We start from the raw sequence: 24,498 nt of genomic DNA on the forward strand, positions 1-24,498 counted from the left end.
CGAATTCTCTTTAACGAACTATCTTTTTTGCTCTCTTCATCATGTCAAAGAACGTTGCTCTGAATCTTTCAGAACTCGTTGTCTCGCCGTATGCTAGACCGTTGTTCCCGATTGGGAGTGCAAAAGTAGGAAGTTATTTTTAAAATACAAGCAACAGCAAGAAATTTATCTCAAAACATTAAAAAAAGTATGGTATGATAATATTTGCGGGTTTGTATTTTTAGTGGATATCTCACTCATGGGCTCGTCAAGAAATCAAATTGTGCGGAATAACCATCGTTGGTGAACAGCATTGAACTAAAAAGTGGCCAATGCATTTTCCCGGGCCATTGCATTAACGGCCCGGGAAAAATGTATTTATCTGATTTTTGTCAATAGCCTGAGTTCTGTACCAGACTCTTATTCTGATCGATTTCAGCCTGTGGGAAAGGCAGTACGTTATTTATTTCTCCAAAAGATAATGTAACGCCTGCGGGGTTTTTAACGGTGGCCAATTTTGCCGCCATAATCCCCCAACGTTTCAGGTCAAAATAGCGGTGGCCCTCCATGGCCAGCTCGATACGACGCTCGTGCCGGATGAACTCCCGCAGTTTTTCTTTCGAATTGTACAAAGTTTGGTCAACTGCCGGCAGGTTTACACCGGTTCTTGCACGAATTTTGTTCAGGGCATCGTAAATCGTTGGATCCGGCCCCGACAACTCGTTTTTAGCCTCCGCATAAGCGAGAAGGACCTCCGCGTAACGCATATGCACAACATTCATGTCCGTAACAGTGATTTTGGATCTGTCCCAGGGCAGTTTCGAAACGTCCATGTACTTCTTTTGAGAGAAGCCGGTCAATATCGGGTCGGATGTTACAAATGTGGAACCGTCCGGATTGATGTACGGATCTCCCGGCACCAGAATTGTCATTTTCAGTCTGGGATCCCTTTTTGCGTAAGGATTGGCAGCGTCATAGCCGGATGCCGGATCCGTGATCATTTTCCCGTTTGCCATTTCATACTCATCCACCAGGTTTTTATATGGCTGAATGGCACCATACCAGCCAATTTCCACAAGCATACCTTCGCCGCCCGGGGGATTATTGCCCTGTGCGTTGTTTGGAGCAAGATATTTGGTTGAAAAAATGATTTCAGGATTCCCTTGCTGCGTCGGCTGCAGAAAAAGATTGGCATAGCCGCCCTGGAATATCGAGAAAGTATTGGTAGCCATAATCTCACTCGTCAATGCTACGGCGTCAGCCCAGTTTTGCTGATAAAGCCTTACCCTGGCCTTCAGCATCTGTGCACTTGCCTTCACTGCGTGGCCTGCATAAGCAGTTGCAGGTAATTTTGATATGGCATCGTCCAGGTCCTCGATCACAAAGGCCAATACATCGGCCTTCGGACTTTTGGCAATTTTGGCCTCCTCCGCGGTTTCTGGCGCTACCTTGTAAAGAACCACATCGCCAAAGAACTGAACAAGCTCAAAATAAAACAATGCGCGCAAAAAACGAACCTCTGCCGTATAACGATCCTTTGTCCCTTGAGGTACTGCAGTTACGTTGCCGACATTTTCCAGAAAATAATTACAGGCTGCGATACCGGCGTACGGCTCATTGTATAACGACGTGTTAACGTTAGATGCGTTGATCACTCCAAGGGTCGCATTGTTAAAATTAAAGAAGGTGTGCCTGTCCAGGGCATTATCCGAATAAGTGTCCAGAAACGGTTTTCGAAATCCAAAAATGAAACTCTGAAGTCTGCGGTAAACACCGGTCAGGGCCATATCCACATCTGCCTGCGTTTTCCAGAAAGTTGCGCCCGATATGGCGTGGAGCGGATTTCTGTCGAGATAGCTGTCATCGCAGGAACTGGTACTACCCAGTACCAAAGTCGCCAGCAATGCGGGTAAAATATATTTATGTCGGAAATTCATTTTATTAACGGTTTAAATGTTTGAGAATCAGATTCACATTATCTAGAACTTGATACTTAATCCGGCGGTGTAGATCCGCAACTGGGGAAACTGGGCAAACCTGCCCGAACCGGCACGTTCCGGGTCATTTCCCTCGTATTTGGTCCAGGTAGCAAGGTTATCTCCCGAAATATAGACCGTCAGACCCTTCGACCTGATCTTGCTCAGAATCTTCTCATTAAACGCGTAGGAAAGGTAGAGGTTCTTTAACCGCAGGTAAGATGCATCCTGGATAAAATAGGTAGACGAATAACCCGCGACACCCGCATAGCCCGTCAGATAAGTAGCAGGAACAGTGTTGCTTGGATTGGTAGGCGACCATGCGTCCAGGAATCGTTTCGGAGGTGCAGATCCCTGCATAAAGGGTTCATACCCCCAGCCCGTCACCTGGGTATTGACGCCCTGCACCCCCTGGAAGAAAGCGGTCAGGTTAAAGCCCTTCCAGCCGGCATTCAAACTGAACGAGTAATTGTATTTGGGAAATCTGCTGATCCGTATCCTGTCTTCCGGTCCCACAGTACCATTGCCGTCCACATCTCTGATTTTCAGGTCCCCAGGTTTTAGAGTGCCGGAAGCTGGCTGCTTGGGCGAGCTGTTTATTTCCTCCTGACTCTGGAACACCCCGATCCAGTCATACACAAAAAAGTTGTTATAAGGCTGGCCGACTTCAATCGTACCAAGTGTGGGAGCGAGTAATTTGGTGACCTTGTTATTGAACTTGTGATACAGCACGCTTACGCCGTAATTAAATTCACCGAAGCTCTTTCTATGCCGCAATTCAACTTCCAGACCCGTATTCTGCATACCACCGGCATTGACAATGGGCGCTATCAGTCCTACGCTGGACGGCAAATCCGCACGCGTAGAAAGAATATCCGAAGTATTACGTTTGTACCAGTCGATAGTGGCGCCAAAAAGCCCTTTGAAAATATCAACGTCGAGCCCAAAGTCCAGCATCGCGGTTTTTTCCCATCTCAGGTCTTTGGTGACTAGGCGGGTCAGTTGGGCACCGGAACTTAATGTTGTATAAGGGTAAGCCGTAAGGGAAAGAATGTCCTGGTAGGGATAGTTACCGGCAAGATTTATCCTGTCAGCAACCCCGACATTGATTTCCTGATTTCCCAGTACACCATACGAAGCCCGGAGTTTCAGATTGTCCATCCAGGATATTGAGTTTTTAATAAACCCTTCTTCCGATATTCTCCACGCCGCGGAGCCCCCGCCAAACGTACCCCAACGCGAGCTTACACGCGATGTGCCGTCACGCCGGATATTACCTTCAATAAAGTACTTCCCCTTGTAGTCATAGTTGACGCGCCCGAACGTGGATCGCAGCGCCCATTCCGACGCTGTTCCTCCTGTTGCCTGATTGTTAGGCCCGCTGCCGTCCAGCACCATGATGGTGTTATTCGGGAAATCAAACCGGTTGCCCGACAAACGCTCGGTCAGGTTGTCCTGTTGCTCAAACCCTGCCAGAAGTCCCAGATTGTGATTGGTTCCGAATTGTCTGGTATAGTTCAGGGTACTGAAAAATGTCTTTGTGATGCTACGGTCCTCACGCTGCTGCAAGCCGAAAAACGTGGGGTTACCATTCGCAACCTGTACATAATTTCCGGAGGCATCGGGCTGGTAAGCAAACGAAGGAGAACCAAATTGCCTGTTTTTAAGCTGCTCATTAAAAAAGGTCAACCCTGCTTTGTTGAGCCACTTCAACCCTTTCAGAATTTCTATCTCTACAAAAGCCTGGGCGTTGACATTATATGTTTTCGTGAACTGCCCGCCCGTAGCGTACACTTCCTCCACACTCCTGTTGCCCGAGCCATTGGTGGTAAAGTCCCTGTTGGTGACTCTCCCGCTTCCGTCAGGCACGAAAGGCATAAATGTTGGCGCCGACGCATAGGCGAGCAATAGCAGATCGTCGTTGACCAGCCAAGGCGCCTTCGCATTCTGGTACGAGAGGTTCAGGTTAGTACCAACGCGTACCCTTTTATGTACCTGCGTCGAGAAGTCGATAAGCCCGTTGTAACGTTTGTACAAATAGCCTTTTGTGATACTTTCCTGATCGAGATAATTAAAAGAAACATTATAAAGGGTTTTCTCATTACCTCCGCTAAAACCAAGATGGTGATTTTGGATAGGACCTTTGTCCAATACATGATCCAGCCAGTTGAAATTCGGGTATTGATCGCTGTTGGGATTGTTTCTGTACAGGTCAATCTGCTCCGGCGTATAAATTGGCGCCTGGCCGCTTCTTTGCCTGGCCGAATTGTACATTTCCATATACTGAACCGAGTTTGTAATCAGCTCCGGTGTCCTGGTGGCCTCGCTAAGTCCGAAACTGCCCGTATATTCAATTTCTGACGATCCCGCTTTTCCCTTTTTCGTCGTGATCAGGATAACGCCATTCGCAGCACGTGCACCGTATATGGAGGCAGAAGCGGCATCTTTCAGCACTGTAACACTCTCAATATCCTGCGGAGAAAGGTTCTTGATCGATGCGATAATTCCATCGACAAGGATCAGGGGCGCGTTAGACGCCCCAAATGAGCCGAACCCTCTCAGCTGGTAAGCCGCATCATCGCGACCGGGCTCGCCCGTAGACTGGATCACATCCAAACCCGAGACCCTTCCCTGCAGAAGGTTCTGCACATTGGGTACCGGGCGTTCCGTAAGTTCCTTTCCCGACACCGTCGTTACCGAACCCGATAAATTGGCCTTTTTACTCGTTCCATATCCCACAACCACCACTTCTGACAGCGATGATTCCTCGGACTTCAGGTTGACGTTCAGCGCAGTCTGGGTACCCACCGGAACTTCTTGCCTGATGTAGCCGATGTAACTGAACACCAGCACCGAATTTTCCTGTACCTGCAAACCGTATTTACCCTCAGCATCCGTAATCGTTCCCGTAGTCGTCCCTTTCAATTGCACGCTCGCTCCTGGCAATGGTGCGCCATCATTATCAAACACGGTTCCCGATACCTGCCGGGTTTGAGCAAATGCTACATGACAGGACATCAGCAGGATGACTATCAGCATCCGCGAAAATTTACATAAACAACCGTTCACAGGTGCAGCTTTAACCGGACGAAGTCCACTTCGACCAAACTGGCTCGGAGTAGGAAGCCAGCCCGGCCTCGTCCATACCCCTGAGATGTAAAATTGATTCATAGAAACCAAGTGTTTAGTGGGAAAATTTGTACAATAGAGCTATTCAAGAGATAAGGGAGGGGCAATGTGTGGGGGATCAAAAACCTATCCGGCATGGTTACTGATAAAATCTCAACCGACAGGCCATGTTTCAGACAGCCGGCCATATCAATATGATATCAAAAGTCGGGTTTGACCTGGTGTTTATTGTGAAAACCGTTTTGATCTCTTTCAACTATCTGATCATAAATTATATGTATTGATCAGTTGGCAAAAGATTCAGCAACCCGCAAAGCAGGAAATCCACATCACAAACCTCTAATATCTCTTTAAGACAAATTAATAGTATCTTAATCCAATAAGTTGATTTCAGGTTGATATTTTATAGTACTATGTTTGCATTACCAACAATAAAATGATTCCAAAAGCTGGAAAGTTGGTTAAAGACAGACGGACGATATACAATAAGAAGTCGCGATCCACATCCGGATAAAATGAAAGTTGTACAGTTTACTATTCCCGTTTCGAAAGAACAAACGATTGTTGTGCAGGAGGACATACTGCCTCACTACTACAATCACCTGCACCGCCACCGTGAAGTACAGATCGAGTGGGTTGTGAAAGGCACCGGTATCCTGATCGCCGGCAATTACATGCAGCGGTTCGAGTCGGGCGATGTTTATGTCATCGGTGCTAACCAGCCTCACTTATTCAAAAGCGATGACGTTTATTTTCAGGGAGAGGAAGACAAAAAGATCCATTCAATTTCTATTTTCTTCAATCACGGACAACTCTCCGAAAACCTCCTGCAGCTTCCTGAAATGACGGGTATCCGAAAGTTTATCGACGGCCTTCATAATGGTATGCAGCTGCCCGAATCGGACGTCATCAAAAACACCATCGCCGAGGTCGTCGCCAGCAGGGAAAGCCTCCGCGTGGCTTCTTTTATATGTCTGCTGCATCATATATCCACCGTTCGGAACATCAAACCGCTGGCGACGAACAACAACGAGCAGCTTATCTCAGAAGCGGAGGGTATGCGTATGGACGAGATTTTTCAGTACCTGGTTACGAATTACAAAAGGCACATTTCCCTCACCGAAATTTCCGAAATCGCCAGCCTTACCCCGCATGCATTTTGCCGGTATTTCAAAAAACACACCGACAAAACGTTCGTTGGTTTTCTCAATGAACTACGGGTGAATGAAGCGTGCAAGATGATCGTATCAGGAAAATTCGATAGCTTCTCGGATGTCTCCTACAAAACAGGCTTCGACAATGTGACCAATTTTAACCGTGTTTTCAAGAAAACCATTGGCCGGTCGCCGCGGGAATACCTTCGTGATTTCAGGGAGAAGGTGATGTAGCACCTTTCCCTGACCATTTTCCACCGTACATGGGCCTTCCCTACTCACTGGTGTGCTTTCAGGTATTTTCGCTTGAAAATTAACCTTTCAAGTCCTTTGGTAAAAGGTGAAACTTGCGTTTGAAAGCAGCAGTGAAATGCTGTGGATTTTTATAACCCGATAGCGTCGCAATCTCGGCGATAGACGCCTCCTGGCTGATATCCAGGATTCGCTGCCGGGCCTCTTCCAGGCGCATGTCGGTGATGTACCCGAAAATGGTTGTACCAAATAATTTCTTAAACCCTTCCTGCAACTTGGTACGGTTGATACCCGCGATTTTGGAAAGCTCTTCAATGGAATAAGGGTTGTGCATGTTATTGAGAAGCAGGTCGCGTACATAATTGAGCTTTTCGATGTCGGCATTTTTCAGGCCTGTGCCTGATTTTTCGGTCGTCATAATCTGGTTGATCTGCAACGCCAGCAACTCTTGTACCTTGGCTTCAACAAATAATTTCTTCAAAGGCGGGCTATAAGGACAATTGCGTACTTCGACCAGTATATGCTTCATGGCAGGGGTAATCGGAAAGCTTTTGTTTCCCATAATGGCTGGGAGGTTTTTTTCTATTTTCTCTCCGAACTCGCCCAGCACCTCAAGATCACCTGCAAAAAGCTTTCGCAAAAAGTCGAGTGACAACTCTATTTCTACGCTCTGCGACCATGGTTTTTTCAGATAATTCAATTTGCCTTTCAGTGAGGGGTAAAAAAGCAGGCAGTGGGAACCTCCATACACAACGGTATCAATTTCAAACTTGGCCTTGGGTTGGTACAGACAACCTACTGTCGAAAGCTCGAAATGCATCTGTAGATACGGAAAATCACTTTCCAGAATTTGGACCAGGTCATTTTCCGACTCACCTTCCATCATCGAAAAGATCATCCCCGGACAGTATATGCGATGTGTTCGGCTCTTAAAGCCTTTGTAATCCCACTCGTTCAGCAGCTCCCGGATCTGGGATTTTTCGCTCACAGCGAAGCCCTCCTCGTACTCCCTTACATAATTCAGCTCTGAAATATCTTCTGACCGGAATGTAATTTTCATATCTCTGCTTATCGCGTCATTAAAACTGCTTTTCGCGTTACCCAGCCTCGTGCCGGCCACACTACTTTTGCAACTATTTATAAATAGTCTTATTAAGCAAATTTAGAAAATTGATCCGGCTTTTCCTCCTCTCCTTTTTTGTTCCGATTATCATATTACTGGCTGGGGTAACCGCCAGTGGTCAAGACGTTTACATAAATGGTGTTGTCAGGGACCATGGTGGTGCCACGCTGCCTGGTGCGGCTGCTTCGCTGGAGGGAACAGGTGAAAATGCTACCGCGGATCGAGAGGGCAGATTTCGCATTCAAACAAAAAGCGCTGATTCTTACAAGATAACCATCCAGCATATCGGGTTCAAAAAGCTTACACGGACGATTTCAGGCAAAGAAATCTCTGAAAATGAATTGGTATTCGTGCTTGCCGAACAGCAGACACAGCTCTCGGAAGTGCAGATTACCGGCCGTACTGAAACGAACCAGGCGCGGTTACAGCCGATCAAAGCCGAGGTGATCAATACCAAGGCCGTGCAAGAGCAGCCGTCAACGCTGGTAGAACTGATGAACCGATCGGCGGGCATCCGGATCAGGCAAACCGGTGGACTGGGTTCTAATGCTGGTCTGATGATGAATGGTTTCCAGGATCGCGCAATCAAAAATTTCAAAGACGGTATTCCTATGGACTACCTCGGCGCGGGTTACAATATATCGCTGGTGCCTGTGAACATGCTCGATCGCGTTGAAGTGTACAAAGGCGTGCTCCCGGCATCACTGGGAGCGGATGCATTGGGCGGGGCCGTGAACATGGTTACGAAAAAATCGCTTTACCGCTACGCCGAAACCTCATACGAAGCGGCGTCTTTCAATACCCACCGGGCGTCTTTAAATGCTTTATACACAGACTCTACCCGGCATTTTTTCATTGGCGGCGACGCGTTCCTGAACCGTTCCGATAATAATTACAAAGTATATGTGATCGTAACCGACCAGGAAACGGCAGCGAGGACGCCGGCGACGGTCCGTTTGTTTCACAACAAATTTGCCAATTATTACGCGGAAGCATACGGTGGTGTTACCAACCTGAAATGGGTCGACGAACTGCGTGCAGGAGTTACCTGGTTTCACATTAACCGCCAGAATCAATATGGTGCGACAATGTCACAGCCCTTTGGTGCTTCGCTGAGCACACAATATTCCGTGATACCGACGCTGCGGTATCGCAAAAAATTTGGTAAGCTGAGCGTTGACCAGTTTCTGACAACGAGCAACATCCATACCACTCAGGTTGACACGGCCAGAGGCACTTACGACTGGTACGGCAACTTTATTCCGAGTCCCTCGCGGGTAGGCGAAACATCGGTCCGCGGGACGTTGTCGGAAATTAAATTTTCCTATTTCACTTCCCGCACAAACCTGGCTTACCGGTTAAATCAAAACCACCTGGCCGAGCTGAATGTCGTCTCTACCAACATGGGTCGCACCGGTCGTGACCCGCTGGGACTTATATTGCCCGAAACCGGCCGGGATATCCTGACGCTTCCTGCCAAATATTACAAAATCGTGGCGGCAGCCGGTATACAGTCGACCTTCCTGAATGAAAAACTGACCAACAACCTCATTGCCAAATTCTTCCATTATCATACGTCGACCATTAATGTAGATATTTACGGCACTGCATTAGGTGAGCATCGGTACACTTCCGAAAACAGCTTTGGGATTGCCGAGGCACTGAAATTTGCGTTGACACCGAATACTTTTTTCAGGGTTTCCGCAGAGGCGGCTACGCGCCTTCCCGAGCAGGACGAAATGTTTGGAGATGGTAATTTTCACCGTTCCAACTTCCTTTTGAAACCGGAAAAAAGCACCAACGTCAATCTCGGTTTCCGCACCGAAAGACGAAATGCATACAGTCTGGAGGTCAATGCTTTCTACCGTGTCACCCGCGACCTGATCCTGAAAATGCCGATCGACTTTTTGTTTACCCAAAATCAGAATGTCGAAAGTGTAAAAGGTCTGGGATTTGAAACCGACCTCAACATTTCCCTGACACGCTGGCTGCGCGCGAATGGTAATTTTACGTACCAGGATTTCCGAATTTTCGACACAGGTAATCGTCTGAAAGAAAACGCAAGGCTACGGAATACGCCCTATTTCTTTGCCAACCTCGGTTTGAACAGCACGCTCGACCGCATCGGCGGACAAGGGAAACTGCACCTCTACTACTTCTTCTCGTTCGTTCGGGAATATTACCTCGACTACGTGCCCAAATCGCTGGAACCCGACGGCTTCCTGGGACTTTGGGGTAAAGCCAAATTCGACGCGCCAAACATTATCCCAAACCAGGCACTGCATTCAGCGGGCTTTACTTACAACCCGGCGGGAGAGCGATTTTCCATTGGATTTCAGGCCAAAAATTTCCTGAATGCGCGTGTTTACGACAATTTCCGCATTCAGAATGCCGGCCGCAGCCTGCACTTTAAAGTGAATTATACCCTCAAATAAATTTTATATCTCTACAAAATAACCTGTTTATGAAAGTTCCTTTATTCAAGTTTGTTTATTTCGTTTTTGCTGCCTCCATGCTGGCTGGCTGTTCTTCCGACAACAATACGGAGGAGCCTACACCAGAGGAAAAGGACAAGTTTATCCTGATGTCCACTACATCGCGTTTTGACGCCGGTTTTATCACAGCACTTGACGGATTTCCAGCCGGAAGCGTGAAGAATACCAACGCCAAAACTTTGCAGGTATCCAGTGCTTTTGGTTTTCGTACATTTGGCAAATGGCTCTTCAACCGCTCCAATGCGGCCGGCGACGCAGGTTTGCAGAAGTTTACAGTGAATGCAGACGGCAGCTTGAAAGACGAAGGTTTTATCTCTGGTTCAACACAGTTCCTGGTTTTGAATGAAACCAGCGGCTACTACCTCGACCCACGCGCGGAACGCTGAAAATCCAGAAGTTTAACCCGGCCACGATGCTACGCACCGGCGAGATCGACCTGTCGGCGCTTAAAAAGGCAGGTGTGGAATACCAAGCCATCGGCCAGCACACGATTGCTGCAAAAGAGGGAAAGTTGTATCTCGGAATTACATATGGCACTACCACGGGTGGCGGTTACGGCGACGATCTTTACAACACCATCGAATTTGCCGTGGTCGACATTGCAACTGACAAGTATGAGAAAACGATCAAGTACGACGGTCTGCGCAGCATCGGCTGGGGTTCGTCGGGGAACAAAATGTGGTCGATTGGAGACGACGGCGCATTATACCTTTATTCGACAGGTCTTGGTAAAATGTCATTTGAAAAATCTTCAATTATCCGTATTAAAAAAGGTGAAACGGATTTCGATAAAGACTGGATCCTGACAGCACCAAACGGCAACTCTCTTGTAATGGCGCTGATTAAAGGTGGAAAGCTATATTACGAAATGACATCGACTCCTCTGAAAACGGACTATTCGAACCTTACTGCCAGCATTTTTGAATATTATGTCTACGATTTCGCTTCCAAGCAAAGTACTAAAATCACAGGCATGCCGCTCCACGATTATGCTTATGCCAATGAACAGGCTATCACTGAAATCGATGGAAAAGTATACTTGTGGGTAAGAAACGGTACCGTGACCACCGTCGGTAACACGCAGGTGACGACGGTTAACGAAGACGGATATTATGTATTGGACGGTACCAATGCAACCTCTGTTTTCAAAGTTGACCACGATGGTACGATCCAGGGTTTTGCGAAACTGAGCGACTAACGAATTTCTCATACTTAACAGATAACCTTGTTCACGATGAGTTCAGTAAAAAAAATCCAGGTCTGGTTTCAGATCCACAAATGGACCAGCCTGATCTGCACGGCATTTCTGCTGATGCTTTGCCTTACAGGTCTCCCGCTTATTTTTCACGAAGAGATCGAAGAGCTGGAAGGTAAGCCGCACCTGGCCAGAGAAGTTCCTGCCGGAACACCGGTCGCCGGGCTCGACAAGCTGGCCGAGACTGCGCAGAAAAAGTATCCGGACAAGGTTATCCGTTTTGTGTACTGGGATGAACACGAACCCAATACCACCACATTCAGTTTATCCGACTCGATCGACGCGCCGCCCGACAACTACGTCAATCTGATCCTCGACGACCATACCGCCGAAGTACTCGACCAGCCAAAAGTACAGGAAGGCTTTATGTACATTATGCTGCAAATGCATATAGACATGTTCATGGGCATTGGCGGCAAACTCTTTCTGGGGTTAATGGGCCTGCTTTTCATCGCGGCGATCGTGTCGGGTATCATGCTCTACGGTCCGATTATGAAGCGCTTTGATTTTGGTATGATACGCACCGAGCGCTCGACAAGGCTGAAATGGCTCGATCTGCACAACCTGCTTGGTGTCGTGACGATCGTATGGGGCGTGGTAGTCGGCTTCACCGGCGTGATCAACACTACCTCGGACCTCATTCTGGGACTATGGCAAATGGGGCAGTTAGCGGAAATGACGGCACCCTACAAAGATGCTGCACCGCTGACAGGCAAGCTCAGCTCACTCGATCAGGCACTGGCGCTTACCAAAAAAGCAGCGCCGGGCATGGAACCTTCGATCATCACTTACCCTGGCACTGCATTTACCAGCAAACATCACTACGCAGTATTTGTAAAAGGCAATACCCCGCTCACCAAACGGATCATCAAACCCGCATTGATCGATGCAAAGAACGGTACGCTGACCGATTTGCGTGATATGCCCTGGTATGTGAATGCCTTGTTTGTTTCCGAGCCGTTGCATTTCGGCGATTACGGCGGCCTCCCACTCAAAATCATCTGGGCGCTTTTCGACATTGCTACTATTGTTATTCTCGGCAGCGGTCTGTACTTGTGGTTTGCAAGAAATAAAGCCACCAGGGCACACATCAATCGCCTGTCAAAAAATGACACCGAAATCCTGACGGTACTGGCTCAAAAAGAAAACGCCTGACGATTAGCCATGAAAAGCACATTTTGGAAAATATGGGGAATTCCGGTTATAACCGGTGTATTATCTGGCATAGGGTTGCTGTCGGCGCTTACCGGCGACGGTTTTTACGATCTCGTATCCTGGTCGACGCTGGGAGTTCCGGTAGCGGTTACCATTTGGTTTTTGTTTAAAACTAAAAAGCCAAAGGCCGAGGGCCGCGCTAAATCCCGAATTTAACCTCGAACAAACCACCGGCCGGTAACGTACTGGCGCCCGGCGTTCCGGGCGTCTGCGTCGGGGTTATTTCTTTAAAAAAGTTTGTTGCAGACAAGTATAGCTACGCGAAAAGTTCTTCCCAAACGTTCCTTCCTGTCAGTTAAACGACTGTCGGAATTCCAAAGGGCTTTGTTTTGTCTTTGCTTTAAAAAGCTTGTTGAAAGATTGTGAATGTTCAAATCCCAGTTCATAGGCAATTTCACTCACCGACAATTCGGTGGCCGACAACTTCTCTTTCGCCTTTTCAACGAGTTTTTCGTGGATGTGCTGCTGGGTAGTCTGTCCGGTCAGCTGCTTCAATAAGCTGCTAAGATACTTGGCCGAAATATTAAGCTGATCCGCGACAAGTTTAACCGTTGGCAACCCTTTCGACAATAGATCGTCGTTATTGAAATACTCGGTTAACACCTGGTCCATGCGCTCCAAAATTCTGCTGTTGGTTATTTTTCTGGTAATGAACTGACGTTCATAAAAACGCTGTGCATATGTAAACAGCAGTTCCAGTTGCGCGATAATCACATCCTGGCTGAATTTATCAATGTTGGACCTGTATTCGTTTTTGATGTTCCCGATGATGCCGTTGACCAGGGTTTCCTCTTGATCAGAAAGGAATAGCGCCTCACTGGTGGAATAGCCAAAGTAGTCGTATTGCCTGATCTTTTTGGCCAGCGATGTATTCCATAAAAAGTCCGGGTGGATGAACAGCATCCAACCTTCGAGCCTGGAAGGCACGCCATTTTCTTCGCCGCGCAAAACCTGCCCAGGTGACATAAAGGCCATTAGCCCTTCGTCAAAATCATACTTCTGCTGTCCATAGTACAGTTTGTCGCACCCTCTCTTCATGGATACAACATACAAGTCAAATATCACCGCATGAATGCCTGTATCATTGCTCAGTCCGGCTAAATCGATGAGGCCGATCAATGGATGGTAGGGTTTTCCCAGTCCCATCAGGCGATGGATTTCCGCGATAGACTGTATACGGTAGGGTTTCATGTTTGCCATAGCGAAAGGGTTTTCAATGTTTGAACGGATATTTCAGCCATATCATCAACAGGGGCATTGCCAAAAACGGAATTTCCATCAACGCGATTTTATAGTTGCCGGCATGGAGCGCCAGTGCCATAATTAAAACTATGGAGAAGGCATTCAGCACATTGCCCAGAAAAAAAGTTTTGGGGATGAGCAGCAGAATACCTGTCGCGATGGTCAAAACGCCAAAGAATGGAGTGAGCGATTCGCTGATACCCAGTTCAGCCATCATTTTAGCTGACTGAGGATTGTCCCGGAGGTTAAACGTGTCCCAGCCATGTTTGAAGCTGAGCGCTGCTGAAACGATCAGCAGTACTAAGGAGATGATGTTTTTGATCATGAAAAACTATATTTATTCGCGTCTTTTAAATTTAAATGTTTTTCCAATCAGGAAATACCGGTATATCCTGATTGTGATGCAAAGGTGATCAGCATCAGAACGATGCAGAGTAAGTTGTTCATTTTAACGCTGGTCTTGCAACGCTCTGATCTTCTTAAACTCTCTGTGCCCAAACTTCACGAGCAGTTCAGGAACAAGCCTTGCCGCAAGTTTTATCACATTGATCATCGTCGGTTTGAGCTCCGGCCGATCTTTCAGAAGTCCGTTGATGGCAACACGCACCATCTTGTCAACATCCATCATCATGCCGGCATCGGGCTGTACCGGCCAGTCGTTCTGAAGGTTGGTCTTAACACCCGGCGGTACCATTTCGAATACTTTTACGTTCGTGTCCTCCAACTGCAAACGCAAGGCTTGGGTGTAGGCATGGACGCCCGCTTTTGTGGCACTATATACCGGTGCCGCCGAGTAAGCCATAAATGCGATTCCCGATGAAACATTGACAATCGCGGCCGAGTTCTTTGTGAGCAGGTGGGGTAAAAACTGGTGTACCATTTGTATGGTTCCGGACAGATTGGTAGCAACCTCCATGTTGATTTTTTGCAGGTCCAATGTCGTATCCCGAAGATCGATCAACCGCATGAGGCCAGCGTTATTGATTATGATATTCAGTTGGGGAAATTGCCGGGTGACATCCTCGTAGAGCTGTTTAATCTCATGCGGATCACTGACGTCGCTTTGAAACGTATATACGTTGGGGAACATTTTTTTCGTGTCGTTCAGGGCATCTGCATTGCGCCCGGTCACAATGATATTTGCTCCCTCTCCGGTCAGTTGTTTTACAAGCTCTAAACCGATTCCGCTTGTGCCTCCTGTGATCAGGATGGTGCTGTTTCTCAATTCCATATGTCTGATGTTTTGTTATTGCAAAGTTCATCAGTCACCATAAAACAAGTTTAGCCAAAAGGCTCAATGTTGTAGTCAAAAGGGAGGACATGTTATGCAACCCCGATCTGAAAAGCAATAATCCTTTTAACCTTCATCCAGGATTTCTTTCAGCTTCAAAATGTTATCAATGCCCAGCTTGGCGAAAATGGCGGTTTTGAATGTGCTGATGGTGGAAATGTGCAGGCCCGTCTTTTCGGCGATCAAAGAGGTGGTCATTCCCTGCACCAGCAGTTTGGCGACTTCTTTTTGTCTCGGGGTCAGAAGGTCGTATTTTCTTGAAGTTTTATAGTTTTTTAAAAGGTACTCGAACAGGTGTTCGAGATGACCAGCACTTACATACCGTTTGCCTTGCGCCACTGTGTGAATGCAATTGATCAGTTCGGTCAGGTCCTTGTGTTTCAAAAGGTACCCGTTGGCGCCGGTTTTTAAATAATCGATTACGATCTCCGGCCTCATTTCTTCCCCATACAAAACAACCTGGGCATCCGGATAAACTGATTTAATGGTGCTCACGGGATTCAGTCCGTCTTCCTCAAAATCCGTATTGATCACCAGGATGAACAGTAATGCTCCCTGAGCCTGTTGCGACTCCTGGAAACCATTGAAACTTTCAAAATCCGACACATTTTCGGGCTTAAACTTCTCTTTGAGCAAAAATGAGAGGCCCATGCGTGGAACAGGATGCGAATCGAGGATAATTATTTTCGGAATGATGTACTGTGGCTGATCAATCATAACCAAAGGTAGAGCGAAAGAAAATAGAATCGGGTATTTATTAACTATGAAATATAATTCTGCCACTGATAAGTTCCAGAGATACTTTTATTCAGTACATTATGAAATTTGATCTTTGCAATCAAAACATTACGATTTCAAAATCATATTTATTTTATATAAAATCAAATAAATATCGGCGTCGTTCGTATTGACTATGGACTTCATGGCACAACTACGGTTAAACTCTGTTTTCTACGACTTAATCAACACGAGTTTAAACCAGCATATGAATGACCAGCTTCGAAAAAATCAAATTTGCCCCGCACGAGAAAAGCCTCTTTTATCCTACACTTAAAAAACGGATCGATCAGTATTTTGCGCGGACGCACACTTCCCGGTACGCTAACCGGACCATGGTGATCAAAACGATTGTTTTGCTATCCGCCTACATCCTGCCATTCGTATTCTTACTTATTTTCAATCCGCCATTCTGGGTAGGTATGCTGCTTTGGCTCACGATGGGCGCAGGCATTTCCGGCATTGGGATGAGCATTATGCACGACGCGAACCACGGCGCATTTTCAAAGAACCCAACTGTAAATAAATGGCTCGGATATACCATTAACCTGGCAGGAGCGGGATTGACAAACTGGAAATTGCAACATAACATTCTTCACCACACCTACACCAATATTGCGAATGTTGACGAAGATATCAAAGACCGCGGCGTGATCAAGCTTTCACCGCATGAAAAAGTATCCCCGGTACACCGTTTCCAATGGTTTTACGCTATTTTCTTTTATGGGATCCTTACACTCTACTGGGTGATACTGAAGGATTTTATCCAATATTATCAGTTTATCAAATCGGGCGTGAACCGCCAAAGCCGGACAGAAAACAGGCAAATGCTCGCAGGATTGATCGGACTTAAAATCATTTATTTCAGCATCCTTTTTGTAATACCCGTTTTTATATTCAACATACCATTCTGGCAAGTCCTAACCGGCTTTCTTGCCATGCATTTTACCGCCGGACTTGTCCTGACGGTCATATTCCAGCTGGCACATTCCGTGGAAGGAACGGATCATCCGTTACCGAACGACCAGGGTGTCGTAGAACAGGACTGGGCAATTCATCAATTGGAAACTACGGTCAACTTTTCGCCGGGGAACAAATGGTTAAGCTGGTACATCGGGGGCTTGAATTTCCAGATCGAACACCACCTTTTTCCTAAAATATGCCACGTTCATTATCCCCAAATCGCTCCGATCGTCAAGCAAACGGCCGCGGAATTTGGGCTGGTTTACATGGAAAATAAATCCTTCCTGACTGCACTGGGGTCACATATCAGAAGCCTGAAACGCTTTGGTACACCGAGGCTAGATGAAGCGATCGGCTAATTATTTTAAAAGTAAATAGCAGTGCGCTGCATCCACGTTCGGCATCATCATTTATAATTCAGAAACACACCGTAAAAAGTGGTATCTTGCTATAGATCGTCAACATCAATCAGAGTACATCAAAAATTCGATTTGAATGACAGTATATATCAAATACATGGTCAGTTTACGATGCAAAATGATGGTTCAGCAAGAATTGGAAAAGCTGGGCATTCATTACAGCGAAGTGGAGCTTGGCTCAGTGGAAGTAATGGAAGATATGACTGCGGTACAGCGTGAAGCATTTAAAAGAAATCTTTTAAAGTCAGGGCTCGAATTACTGGATGATAAAAGGAGTATTCTGATCGAAAAAATCAAGAATGTGATCGTGAAAATGATCCATCATGATGATGAATTCCCCAAGATCAACTATTCTGACTATATAGCAGAAAAATTAGGATATGACTATACATATCTATCTAACATGTTTTCGGAAATAAAGGGAATTAATATTCAGCAATTTATCATATACCACAAAATTGAAAAGGTAAAGGAACTTTTGCTCTATCAGGAGCTGAACCTGACCGAAATTTCGTACAGGCTACATTACAGCAGCGTTTCGCATTTATCCAATCAATTCAAGAAAGTGACGGGATTGTCGCCTTCATTTTATAAAAAGCTCAGGCAAAAAAGAAACAGTAACCTGGAAAACATTTAGCACCTTCTGCTGCCGGTGTTTTGGACCGGCAGCAGAAGATTTCACTCGTCTTTTGATTTGCCATCCCGCTTTTCCTTCTTATCCGCACGCTTCTCTTTCAGGTTCTTCGCGGGTTTCTTCTTGTCACCTTTCTGCACTACTTTTTCGCTTGACATGGTTTTTTGGTTTTATTTAAAGATAAGCCTTATTGCCGGATATCAAAGCTTTTTTCGAATAAACAGAACACTTTTGCGGGTTAACTGCCATACCCCGCCGCTATTCCCGGAAATACGGGATAATAAGGTTAACTTAGAAGAAATCAACCGTGTACCAGTATGAAAATTTCATTGATAGGATCTTATCCGCCCCGGGAATGCGGGATTGGTACATTTACTAAAAACCTTTTTGATTCAACAACAAAAAATGCGTCCGGAGTAAAAGTTCACCATGGATTTGTCATTGCCATTGACGATCACGAACAGGAATATGACTATCCCGGGGAAGTGAAAATGTCGATCCGGCAGGAGGAGCAGACGGATTACCTCGAAGCAGCAAACCACATCAACCTGAGCGGGGCTGATGTGTGTATACTGGAACATGAATTCGGGATATTCGGCGGGCAGAACGGCATTTACATTCTGCCGCTTTTACACAGACTGAAAATCCCGCTGATCGTCACATTGCATACCGTTTTGAAAAATCCGTCGTACAACCAGCGGGCAGTGCTGACGGAGATCTGTAAAATAGCACAATCGGTGGTGGTCATGACCCGGACTGCCGTGGATATGCTCGTGGAAGAATATGAGGTGCCTGCCGAAAAGATAGCCAAAATCGAACACGGCGTGCCCGATCTGCATTTTGAGCAATCATTGGCAAAGCAGGAATTCAAGCTCACCAAGAAAAAGGTCCTGCTCACTTTTGGGTTTATCGGGAGGAACAAAGGAATCGAAACTGTGCTGAAAGCCATGCCCGAGGTAGTGGCCAAACATCCCGAAGTGGTTTACATTGTTTTGGGCAAAACCCACCCGAACGTAGTCCGGCATTCGGGCGAGGAGTACCGGGTGTTTCTTACCGGGCTCGTCAAAAAGCTGGGGATCGAAAAGCACGTGATTTTCCTGAACGAATTCATAGACCAGCTGGAACTGTTCAAATACCTCTCGGCCTCAGATATTTACATTACACCCTACACCAGTGAGGCCCAGATTACCAGCGGCACTTTGTCGTACGCGATCGGCGCAGGGACCGCGGTGATTTCAACGCCTTACTGGCATGCGACAGAGCTTTTAGCCGAAGGGCGGGGAAGGCTTTTTGATTTTCATGACTCTGCTGCATTAAGCGAAACCTTGCTCGAACTGCTGAGCCATCCGGAGCAAATGAGCGAGCTTAGAAAAAACGCTTATGATTATGGCAGAGGCATCACATGGCCGCGAATAGGCGAAAAGTATATGCAGCTGGCAGATGAGGTCGTGGAAGCCCACCCCGAGGCCGACGAAAAAGAAGCCATTTTTGATCCGCTGACACTTCCTCCGTTTTTACTCGATCACATTCAGCGGCTTACAGACGATACCGGCATTATTCAGCATGCCAAATATGGCATTCCGAATTTGAAAGAAGGGTACTGCCTGGATGATAATGCGCGTGCATTGCTGATGGTGCTGATGACTTATAAAAGAAACAAACATCCGCTCGCGCTCAAATTGTCGCCGACTTACCTGAGCTATATCAATTACATGCAGAATACGGACGGCACTTTCCGCAATTTCCTGAGCTTTAACCGAAATTTTTTGGATGAGGTCGGGTCCGAGGATTCATTCGGGCGGGCGATCTGGTCGCTGGGTTACTTGCTTGGCAATGCACCCAATGATGCGTATTATCAGACCGGACGTGAAATTTTCTTCGACGCAGTACCGAATTTCGCCAGGCTGAAATCGATCAGGAGCATTGCGAATACGATTGTCGGGATCTGTCATTATCTCAAAAGCAATCCTTCGGACGAAGGCATGACGGAGGTGTTGAAGGCGCTCAGCAGCAGGCTCATCGCTGATTACGATATCAACCGGAGAGACGACTGGCGCTGGTTCGAGTCTCTGCTGGCTTACGACAATGCATTTTTGCCACTCGCATTGCTACATGCAGCCGAATTTATCAAAGACGAGCGGATTTTGGAGGTCGCGCTGGAAAGCTTGAATTTCCTTACGGAAAGTACGCTGAGCAACGGCTATCTCTCCATTATCGGGAACGAAAATTGGTTCAGGCAGGATAGCGAACAATCAAAATTCGCCCAGCAGCCGCTCGACGCCCTTGCCATGGTGCTGATGTTCCACCAGGCGTTCCGGCTTACCAAAGATCTCGCTTATGTTTCCAAACTGTACACTTCATTCATGTGGTTTTTGGGAGAAAACGATCTCAGGATCAGCCTCTACGATTTCGAAACGAAGGGCTGCTGCGACGGTCTGGAAAGCTATGGCGTCAACAGGAACCAGGGTGCGGAAAGTACACTTGCCTATCTGATATCCCACCTGAGCGTACTGGAAGCATTTGAAGAGGTGACCAAATTGGAAGCGGAACTGGTATGAAGGTCGCAATATTGTCCTCTATTGCCTGGCGCACACCGCCACGGCAATATGGCCCCTGGGAGCAGGTAGCATCCTACCTGACGGAAGGTTTGCATCAGAGAGGTGTGGACGTTACGCTTTTTGCCACCACTGACTCAGTAACCAATGCGACATTGGAAGGAGTGATCGGAACCCCCTACGCAGAAGACCGTGAAACCGACCCAAAAGTAGCCGAATGCCTGCATATCAGCCACTTAATGGAGCGCTCCGAAGAATTTGATCTGATCCACAATCATTTCGATTTCTTGCCGCTTACTTATTCAAAACTGGTCAGAACACCGCTGCTAACGACCATCCACGGGTTTTCGTCAACCAAAATCCTGGAAGTGTACCGGAAATACAATGCAGGCACGTCCTACGTTTCCATCAGCGACGCCGACCGGGACGGAAGTTTGGATTACATTGCCACGGTTTACAATGGTGTAGATAGCAAAGACTTTCCATTTGAACCGCATCCGCAGGATTATCTGCTCTTTTTCGGGAGGATTCATCCGGATAAAGGTACCCACGAGGCGATTCAGATTAGCCGGCAGGCCGGGAAGGTGCTGATCATCGCCGGGCTCATTCAGGATGATAATTATTTTGACCAAAAAGTAAAACCGTTCATCAACGACAGAACGGTATTCTATCTCGGAAATGTAGGTCCCGACGAGCGAAAAACCTTACTTGGAAAAGCACTGGCCTTACTTCACCCGATCTGTTTTGACGAGCCGTTTGGTCTGAGCGTGGCCGAGTCCATGTTTTGCGGCACGCCCGTTATTGCGTTCAACAGAGGCTCGATGCGGGAGCTTATCGTGGACGGGAAAACGGGTTTTCTCGTCCACGATAATGACGAAGCCATTCAGGCCGTGGACATGCTGGGACGGATAGATCGCCAGGAATGCAGGCATTGGGCACAGGCGATGTTCTCGAAAGAGAAAATGGTCGACGGTTATCTGTCTGTTTATGAAAAGATCCTCAGCCGACGGTGACCTCACCGGTAAGTTTGTTCAACAGCTCTTTCAGGTCAACGACCGCATAAGTTGATGCGTAGTCGGACATAGCGTAGGGAATGATCAGGCTCTCGTTATGTATGAAAGCGCCGCATGAATACACCACATTCGGCACATAACCGTCGCGCTCGGTCTGGTTCGGCATCAGCAACGGCTGGTCGAGCCGGCCAATTTCATGTTGGGGATCATGGAGTTCAAAAAGGGATGCGCCAAGCACATACTCGCGCATAGGGCCCACCCCGTGCGTCAGCACAATCCACCCGGCTTCCGTTTCAATGGGTGAGCCACAATTTCCCATCTGGACAAATTCCCAGGGATATTTCGGCGACTGGATCATCGTAGCTTCGCGCCAGATGCTGATATTGTCTGAATAGGCAATGTAATTGTTGACCCCGTCGATCCGGCAGAGCATGGCATACTTGCCATTAATTTTCCGGGGAAAAAGTGCCATTCCTTTATTCTGGGCTATCTCTCCGTGGATCGGCAATACTTTGAAGTGATAAAAATCCTTCGTCATCAACAGCTTCGGAAGAATAGTCATGCCATCGTAGGCCGTGTAAGTGGCATAGTACGTCTGCTCCTGATCTTTGCCCACAAAACGCACGAAACGTGCGTCCTCGATCCCCCGCTTTTCCGTATCCGCAATCGGAAAGATCACACGCTCTGAAATATCCGTATCCAGAGAAAAATCCATTTCATAGTGTGACGAGGCCAGCCACATCATTTCTCGGAGGAACAGCGCACTATTCCCATCCATTCCGGGCATGTTCCTCGTTTCGTCGACGTAACGTTTGAGCTCCTCGTACGTAAAGGTTTCCGTTAGTTTTTCCGCGATCACCGGGTATGCCGGATTGTCAAAACTTTGCATTTCGCCAAGCTTGGCAAGAAAGGTTACGCGCTTGTAAACATGGTTCCGGACATGCTCAGGCGAATCCAGGAGGCGCCCGGGCGGGTCCACCGTGATCAGATTATCCTGGTCGATGACCGCCGACCTGAACACGATCGAAGAAATGTGCCCCTCTCCCGTTGCCCTGAAACTCAGTATCACCCGTTTTTGACCGGGTTCTATCCGCGACTGGTCGGGATCTTCCACGATCGACGGATTAAAAAATGCCGCGGCCTCAATGGAATATTCCATCGTAAAATACGCACCGATCAGAAGTCGCTGGTTCATTTCTAATTCTTTGACATCCAGCTTCATGATATCAAACAACCGGGAAAGCCTTCTGAAATGTCGTTCGAACACTTTCAGGATATTGCGGTGCCGCCTCGCATATTTACGCAAAACATTGTTCAGCTCTTCACGTTGCTGCTTTTCCGACAGGGTCAGGATAGCCGTGATGAGCTGAATGCCCCTTTCTTCACTACTAAAAAGAAATCGCGCAATAACGCGGCTCGAATCGGGCTGGAAGGTGATATCTTTCCTGGTAAGGCGCATATTTATTTTTAAAAGAGCAACTGACAGACGATCTGATTTGTGGGTGACTTTTACTTCAAAACAGTTGTCTGATCAGGCCGCAAAGGTCGGTTTACTCCCGTGCCTTTCTTTATAGATATGACCAAAAAAGTTGTATAATTCACTGGTCGGCCAGTCGGCCCAAATTGTAATATTTGCCTCCTGAGCAAAATACCACATCGAGCCACGGAACCGGACGGCTACCCTGCCCAATGTTTTTTCCCCTCCTTATTGCTGACAATACTATTCCGTGGAATGAGCAAAATCCGGTTGCATAATTTATTGTAAAAAACCATCCAAATAACCGGATATTGCTTTTGTCTGCGTCATCAGGCCAACATGGCTTTGATTGGGAATAATGGCCAGGTGAGATTTTGGCATTGGTTGCATGCCAGCAGAAATACCCCCTCCCAGCAACTTATATGTTTTTGCCAGTTCGATTTTATCCATGCCATCATTGTCACCCGATATGATCAATACGGGTGCAGTGATCTTTGCTATATTTTCGTCGCCCATATCATATGGCTCCTGCGCCATGGCGATCATCTGTTCCAGGAAATTTGTCCATTTTGTTTTATCTGGTGCCACAGCATCGTAGGCAGCTTGCAGAGGCGAATTCGCAAAAAGCTCCGGCTTCATTTTTTTAAAAATTTCGGTTGTTCCGGTTACCCAGCCATCGCTTTTATAGACCGCAGAAATGATAACAAGTTTTCTCAGTCGTTTAGGACTTTGTATCGCAAACTGGTAGGCAATCTGACCGCCAAAACTATATCCTGCGATATCCGCACTGTCAATTTTCAGGTAATCCATTACTTTCTCTACGTCACTCGCTAATGTGGCCCGTGATAATTTTCTATCTGAAAAGGGTGTATGTCCATGTCCCTGCAATTCTATGGCAATCACTTTTCTCGTTTTTGCCAATTCAGGTATTAATTCCCCCCAATTCATCTCAATGGTATAGTAGGCGCCATGCAGTAAAACAATAGGCTTACCGTCACCGTATACTTCGTAATAAACTTTGATACCATTAGCAGGCGCGTAGCCACTGTCGGCAGGTTTGATTCGTTGTGCACTGGATGTAGACGCTACACTCATAATGATCGCTATTAGAAGTAATTTAATATGATTTCCTGGCTTAATATTTTTCATAACGTCACCCGGTTGAGTGTGATTGTTGTCTAATACAAAGTTCAGAAGCATTTGATGATTCTGCGCGGTGCAAAAACGACAATTTAGAGGGCGAATCCCGACATTCCAGCCATTGCTTACAGGTTTTCTTTCGAAAAAGCCCCGGAGTAGGCGTTGATCTGATCACGTACCCTACGGAACTCCTGCTTAATCTCTTCATCGTTGCCCGTGCCTTTCGCCGGATCCGGAAGTTTCAGGCAGCCTGCATGAAAAATCCATGATAAAAAGCAATAACATCAAAAATTTAGCCTTTCGGCAGTTAGCTTTGTAAACCGTCCGACAGAATGCAGTCGCCGCGGCCGGGACAGTAGGCATCCGGCAAACTGATGAAACAAAACACAGAATAATTAACTTTTTAACA

General features: G+C 47.0%; 19 protein-coding genes. 10 read left to right on the plus strand and 9 right to left on the minus strand.

Translation table 11 applies throughout. From position 1 onward, the window contains the following. Nucleotides 1–371: 371 nt before the first annotated feature. Both FBF61_RS00005 and FBF61_RS00010 read right to left on the minus strand, forming a co-directional pair. Nucleotides 372–1,916, minus strand: coding sequence for a RagB/SusD family nutrient uptake outer membrane protein (locus FBF61_RS00005; RefSeq protein ID WP_138475018.1), 1,545 nt, complete (start codon nucleotides 1,914–1,916; stop codon nucleotides 372–374). 42 nt (nucleotides 1,917–1,958) lie between these two features. Then, nucleotides 1,959–5,126, minus strand: coding sequence for a SusC/RagA family TonB-linked outer membrane protein (locus FBF61_RS00010; RefSeq protein ID WP_229214856.1), 3,168 nt, complete (start codon nucleotides 5,124–5,126; stop codon nucleotides 1,959–1,961). 473 nt (nucleotides 5,127–5,599) lie between these two features. Between FBF61_RS00010 and FBF61_RS00015 the strand changes: the two genes are divergently transcribed. After that, nucleotides 5,600–6,472 carry a helix-turn-helix domain-containing protein gene (locus FBF61_RS00015; protein ID WP_138475019.1) on the plus strand — a complete coding sequence of 291 codons (873 nt, stop codon included), beginning with the start codon at nucleotides 5,600–5,602 and terminating at the stop codon, nucleotides 6,470–6,472. Nucleotides 6,473–6,551: 79 nt separating this feature from the next. Here the strand turns inward: FBF61_RS00015 and FBF61_RS00020 are convergent, their stop codons facing one another. Further along, a complete protein-coding gene (locus tag FBF61_RS00020) occupies nucleotides 6,552–7,550 on the minus strand; it encodes a helix-turn-helix transcriptional regulator (RefSeq protein WP_138475020.1) in 999 nt (332 codons plus the stop codon). Nucleotides 7,551–7,660: 110 nt separating this feature from the next. Here FBF61_RS00020 and FBF61_RS00025 point away from each other — a divergent pair, with 110 nt between their 5' ends. Genes FBF61_RS00025 through FBF61_RS00045 form a run of 5 tightly spaced genes read left to right on the plus strand, consistent with a single transcriptional unit; the run spans nucleotide 7,661 to nucleotide 12,734 of the window. After that, nucleotides 7,661–10,048 carry a TonB-dependent receptor gene (locus tag FBF61_RS00025; protein WP_138475021.1) on the plus strand — a complete coding sequence of 796 codons (2,388 nt, stop codon included), beginning with the start codon at nucleotides 7,661–7,663 and terminating at the stop codon, nucleotides 10,046–10,048. 29 nt (nucleotides 10,049–10,077) lie between these two features. Next, on the plus strand, nucleotides 10,078–10,494 hold the full coding sequence (locus FBF61_RS00030) for a hypothetical protein (RefSeq protein WP_138475022.1): 417 nt from the start codon (nucleotides 10,078–10,080) through the stop codon (nucleotides 10,492–10,494). 2 nt (nucleotides 10,495–10,496) lie between these two features. Next, complete coding sequence (locus FBF61_RS00035; protein WP_510185885.1) at nucleotides 10,497–11,306, plus strand: DUF4374 domain-containing protein; 810 nt, start codon at nucleotides 10,497–10,499, stop codon at nucleotides 11,304–11,306. A 36-nt stretch (nucleotides 11,307–11,342) separates the two neighbouring features. Continuing rightward, nucleotides 11,343–12,518, plus strand: a complete 1,176-nt coding sequence (locus tag FBF61_RS00040; protein ID WP_138475024.1) for a PepSY-associated TM helix domain-containing protein — start codon at nucleotides 11,343–11,345, stop codon at nucleotides 12,516–12,518. Nucleotides 12,519–12,527: 9 nt separating this feature from the next. Continuing rightward, complete coding sequence (locus tag FBF61_RS00045; protein ID WP_138475025.1) at nucleotides 12,528–12,734, plus strand: hypothetical protein; 207 nt, start codon at nucleotides 12,528–12,530, stop codon at nucleotides 12,732–12,734. 135 nt (nucleotides 12,735–12,869) lie between these two features. Here the strand turns inward: FBF61_RS00045 and FBF61_RS00050 are convergent, their stop codons facing one another. The 4 genes from FBF61_RS00050 to FBF61_RS00065 all read right to left on the minus strand — a co-directional run bounded on the left by FBF61_RS00050 (nucleotide 12,870) and on the right by FBF61_RS00065 (nucleotide 15,828). Further along, nucleotides 12,870–13,778, minus strand: coding sequence for a helix-turn-helix domain-containing protein (locus FBF61_RS00050; RefSeq protein WP_138475026.1), 909 nt, complete (start codon nucleotides 13,776–13,778; stop codon nucleotides 12,870–12,872). Nucleotides 13,779–13,791: 13 nt separating this feature from the next. Next, nucleotides 13,792–14,145: a hypothetical protein gene (locus FBF61_RS00055; protein ID WP_138475027.1), complete on the minus strand. Its 354-nt coding sequence runs from the start codon at nucleotides 14,143–14,145 to the stop codon at nucleotides 13,792–13,794. 123 nt (nucleotides 14,146–14,268) lie between these two features. Further along, a complete protein-coding gene (locus FBF61_RS00060; protein ID WP_138475028.1) occupies nucleotides 14,269–15,051 on the minus strand; it encodes an SDR family oxidoreductase in 783 nt (260 codons plus the stop codon). Between the two features lie 126 nt (nucleotides 15,052–15,177). Continuing rightward, on the minus strand, nucleotides 15,178–15,828 hold the full coding sequence (locus tag FBF61_RS00065; protein WP_138475029.1) for a LuxR C-terminal-related transcriptional regulator: 651 nt from the start codon (nucleotides 15,826–15,828) through the stop codon (nucleotides 15,178–15,180). 272 nt (nucleotides 15,829–16,100) lie between these two features. Here FBF61_RS00065 and FBF61_RS00070 point away from each other — a divergent pair, with 272 nt between their 5' ends. The 4 genes from FBF61_RS00070 to FBF61_RS00085 all read left to right on the plus strand — a co-directional run bounded on the left by FBF61_RS00070 (nucleotide 16,101) and on the right by FBF61_RS00085 (nucleotide 21,472). Beyond that, a complete protein-coding gene (locus FBF61_RS00070; protein WP_138475030.1) occupies nucleotides 16,101–17,210 on the plus strand; it encodes a fatty acid desaturase family protein in 1,110 nt (369 codons plus the stop codon). Nucleotides 17,211–17,346: 136 nt separating this feature from the next. Continuing rightward, entirely contained in the window at nucleotides 17,347–17,907 is a 561-nt protein-coding gene (locus FBF61_RS00075) for a helix-turn-helix domain-containing protein (protein WP_205748203.1), read from the plus strand. Between the two features lie 314 nt (nucleotides 17,908–18,221). Next, nucleotides 18,222–20,462, plus strand: coding sequence for a glycosyltransferase family 4 protein (locus tag FBF61_RS00080; protein ID WP_138475031.1), 2,241 nt, complete (start codon nucleotides 18,222–18,224; stop codon nucleotides 20,460–20,462). Beyond that, on the plus strand, nucleotides 20,459–21,472 hold the full coding sequence (locus FBF61_RS00085) for a glycosyltransferase family 4 protein (RefSeq protein ID WP_138475032.1): 1,014 nt from the start codon (nucleotides 20,459–20,461) through the stop codon (nucleotides 21,470–21,472). The genes FBF61_RS00080 and FBF61_RS00085 overlap by 4 nt, the downstream gene beginning before the upstream one ends. Here FBF61_RS00085 and FBF61_RS00090 read toward each other — a convergent pair. Next, entirely contained in the window at nucleotides 21,459–22,931 is a 1,473-nt protein-coding gene (locus tag FBF61_RS00090) for a glycoside hydrolase family 130 protein (protein ID WP_229214857.1), read from the minus strand. The two genes, FBF61_RS00085 and FBF61_RS00090, sit on opposite strands and share 14 nt — an antisense overlap. A 297-nt stretch (nucleotides 22,932–23,228) precedes the next feature. Further along, on the minus strand, nucleotides 23,229–24,149 hold the full coding sequence (locus tag FBF61_RS00095) for an alpha/beta fold hydrolase (protein ID WP_229214858.1): 921 nt from the start codon (nucleotides 24,147–24,149) through the stop codon (nucleotides 23,229–23,231). Nucleotides 24,150–24,498: the final 349 nt, after the last annotated feature.

It is taken from the genome of Dyadobacter bucti (assembly GCF_005869225.1).
Taxonomy (GTDB): Bacteria; Bacteroidota; Bacteroidia; order Cytophagales; family Spirosomataceae; genus Dyadobacter; species Dyadobacter bucti.

Bases quoted from the DNA above. Each gene is read 5' to 3' on its own strand.
- FBF61_RS00005 (WP_138475018.1), bottom strand. From the start codon at position 1,916: ATGAATTTCCGACATAAATATATTTTACCCGCATTGCTGGCGACTTTG.
- FBF61_RS00010 (WP_229214856.1), bottom strand. From the start codon at position 5,126: ATGAATCAATTTTACATCTCAGGGGTATGGACGAGGCCGGGCTGGCTT.
- FBF61_RS00015 (WP_138475019.1), top strand. From the start codon at position 5,600: ATGAAAGTTGTACAGTTTACTATTCCCGTTTCGAAAGAACAAACGATT.
- FBF61_RS00020 (WP_138475020.1), bottom strand. From the start codon at position 7,550: ATGAAAATTACATTCCGGTCAGAAGATATTTCAGAGCTGAATTATGTA.
- FBF61_RS00030 (WP_138475022.1), top strand. From the start codon at position 10,078: ATGAAAGTTCCTTTATTCAAGTTTGTTTATTTCGTTTTTGCTGCCTCC.
- FBF61_RS00040 (WP_138475024.1), top strand. From the start codon at position 11,343: ATGAGTTCAGTAAAAAAAATCCAGGTCTGGTTTCAGATCCACAAATGG.
- FBF61_RS00045 (WP_138475025.1), top strand. From the start codon at position 12,528: ATGAAAAGCACATTTTGGAAAATATGGGGAATTCCGGTTATAACCGGT.
- FBF61_RS00050 (WP_138475026.1), bottom strand. From the start codon at position 13,778: ATGGCAAACATGAAACCCTACCGTATACAGTCTATCGCGGAAATCCAT.
- FBF61_RS00055 (WP_138475027.1), bottom strand. From the start codon at position 14,145: ATGATCAAAAACATCATCTCCTTAGTACTGCTGATCGTTTCAGCAGCG.
- FBF61_RS00060 (WP_138475028.1), bottom strand. From the start codon at position 15,051: ATGGAATTGAGAAACAGCACCATCCTGATCACAGGAGGCACAAGCGGA.
- FBF61_RS00065 (WP_138475029.1), bottom strand. From the start codon at position 15,828: ATGATTGATCAGCCACAGTACATCATTCCGAAAATAATTATCCTCGAT.
- FBF61_RS00070 (WP_138475030.1), top strand. From the start codon at position 16,101: ATGACCAGCTTCGAAAAAATCAAATTTGCCCCGCACGAGAAAAGCCTC.
- FBF61_RS00075 (WP_205748203.1), top strand. From the start codon at position 17,347: ATGACAGTATATATCAAATACATGGTCAGTTTACGATGCAAAATGATG.
- FBF61_RS00080 (WP_138475031.1), top strand. From the start codon at position 18,222: ATGAAAATTTCATTGATAGGATCTTATCCGCCCCGGGAATGCGGGATT.
- FBF61_RS00085 (WP_138475032.1), top strand. From the start codon at position 20,459: ATGAAGGTCGCAATATTGTCCTCTATTGCCTGGCGCACACCGCCACGG.
- FBF61_RS00090 (WP_229214857.1), bottom strand. From the start codon at position 22,931: ATGCGCCTTACCAGGAAAGATATCACCTTCCAGCCCGATTCGAGCCGC.
- FBF61_RS00095 (WP_229214858.1), bottom strand. From the start codon at position 24,149: ATGCTTCTGAACTTTGTATTAGACAACAATCACACTCAACCGGGTGAC.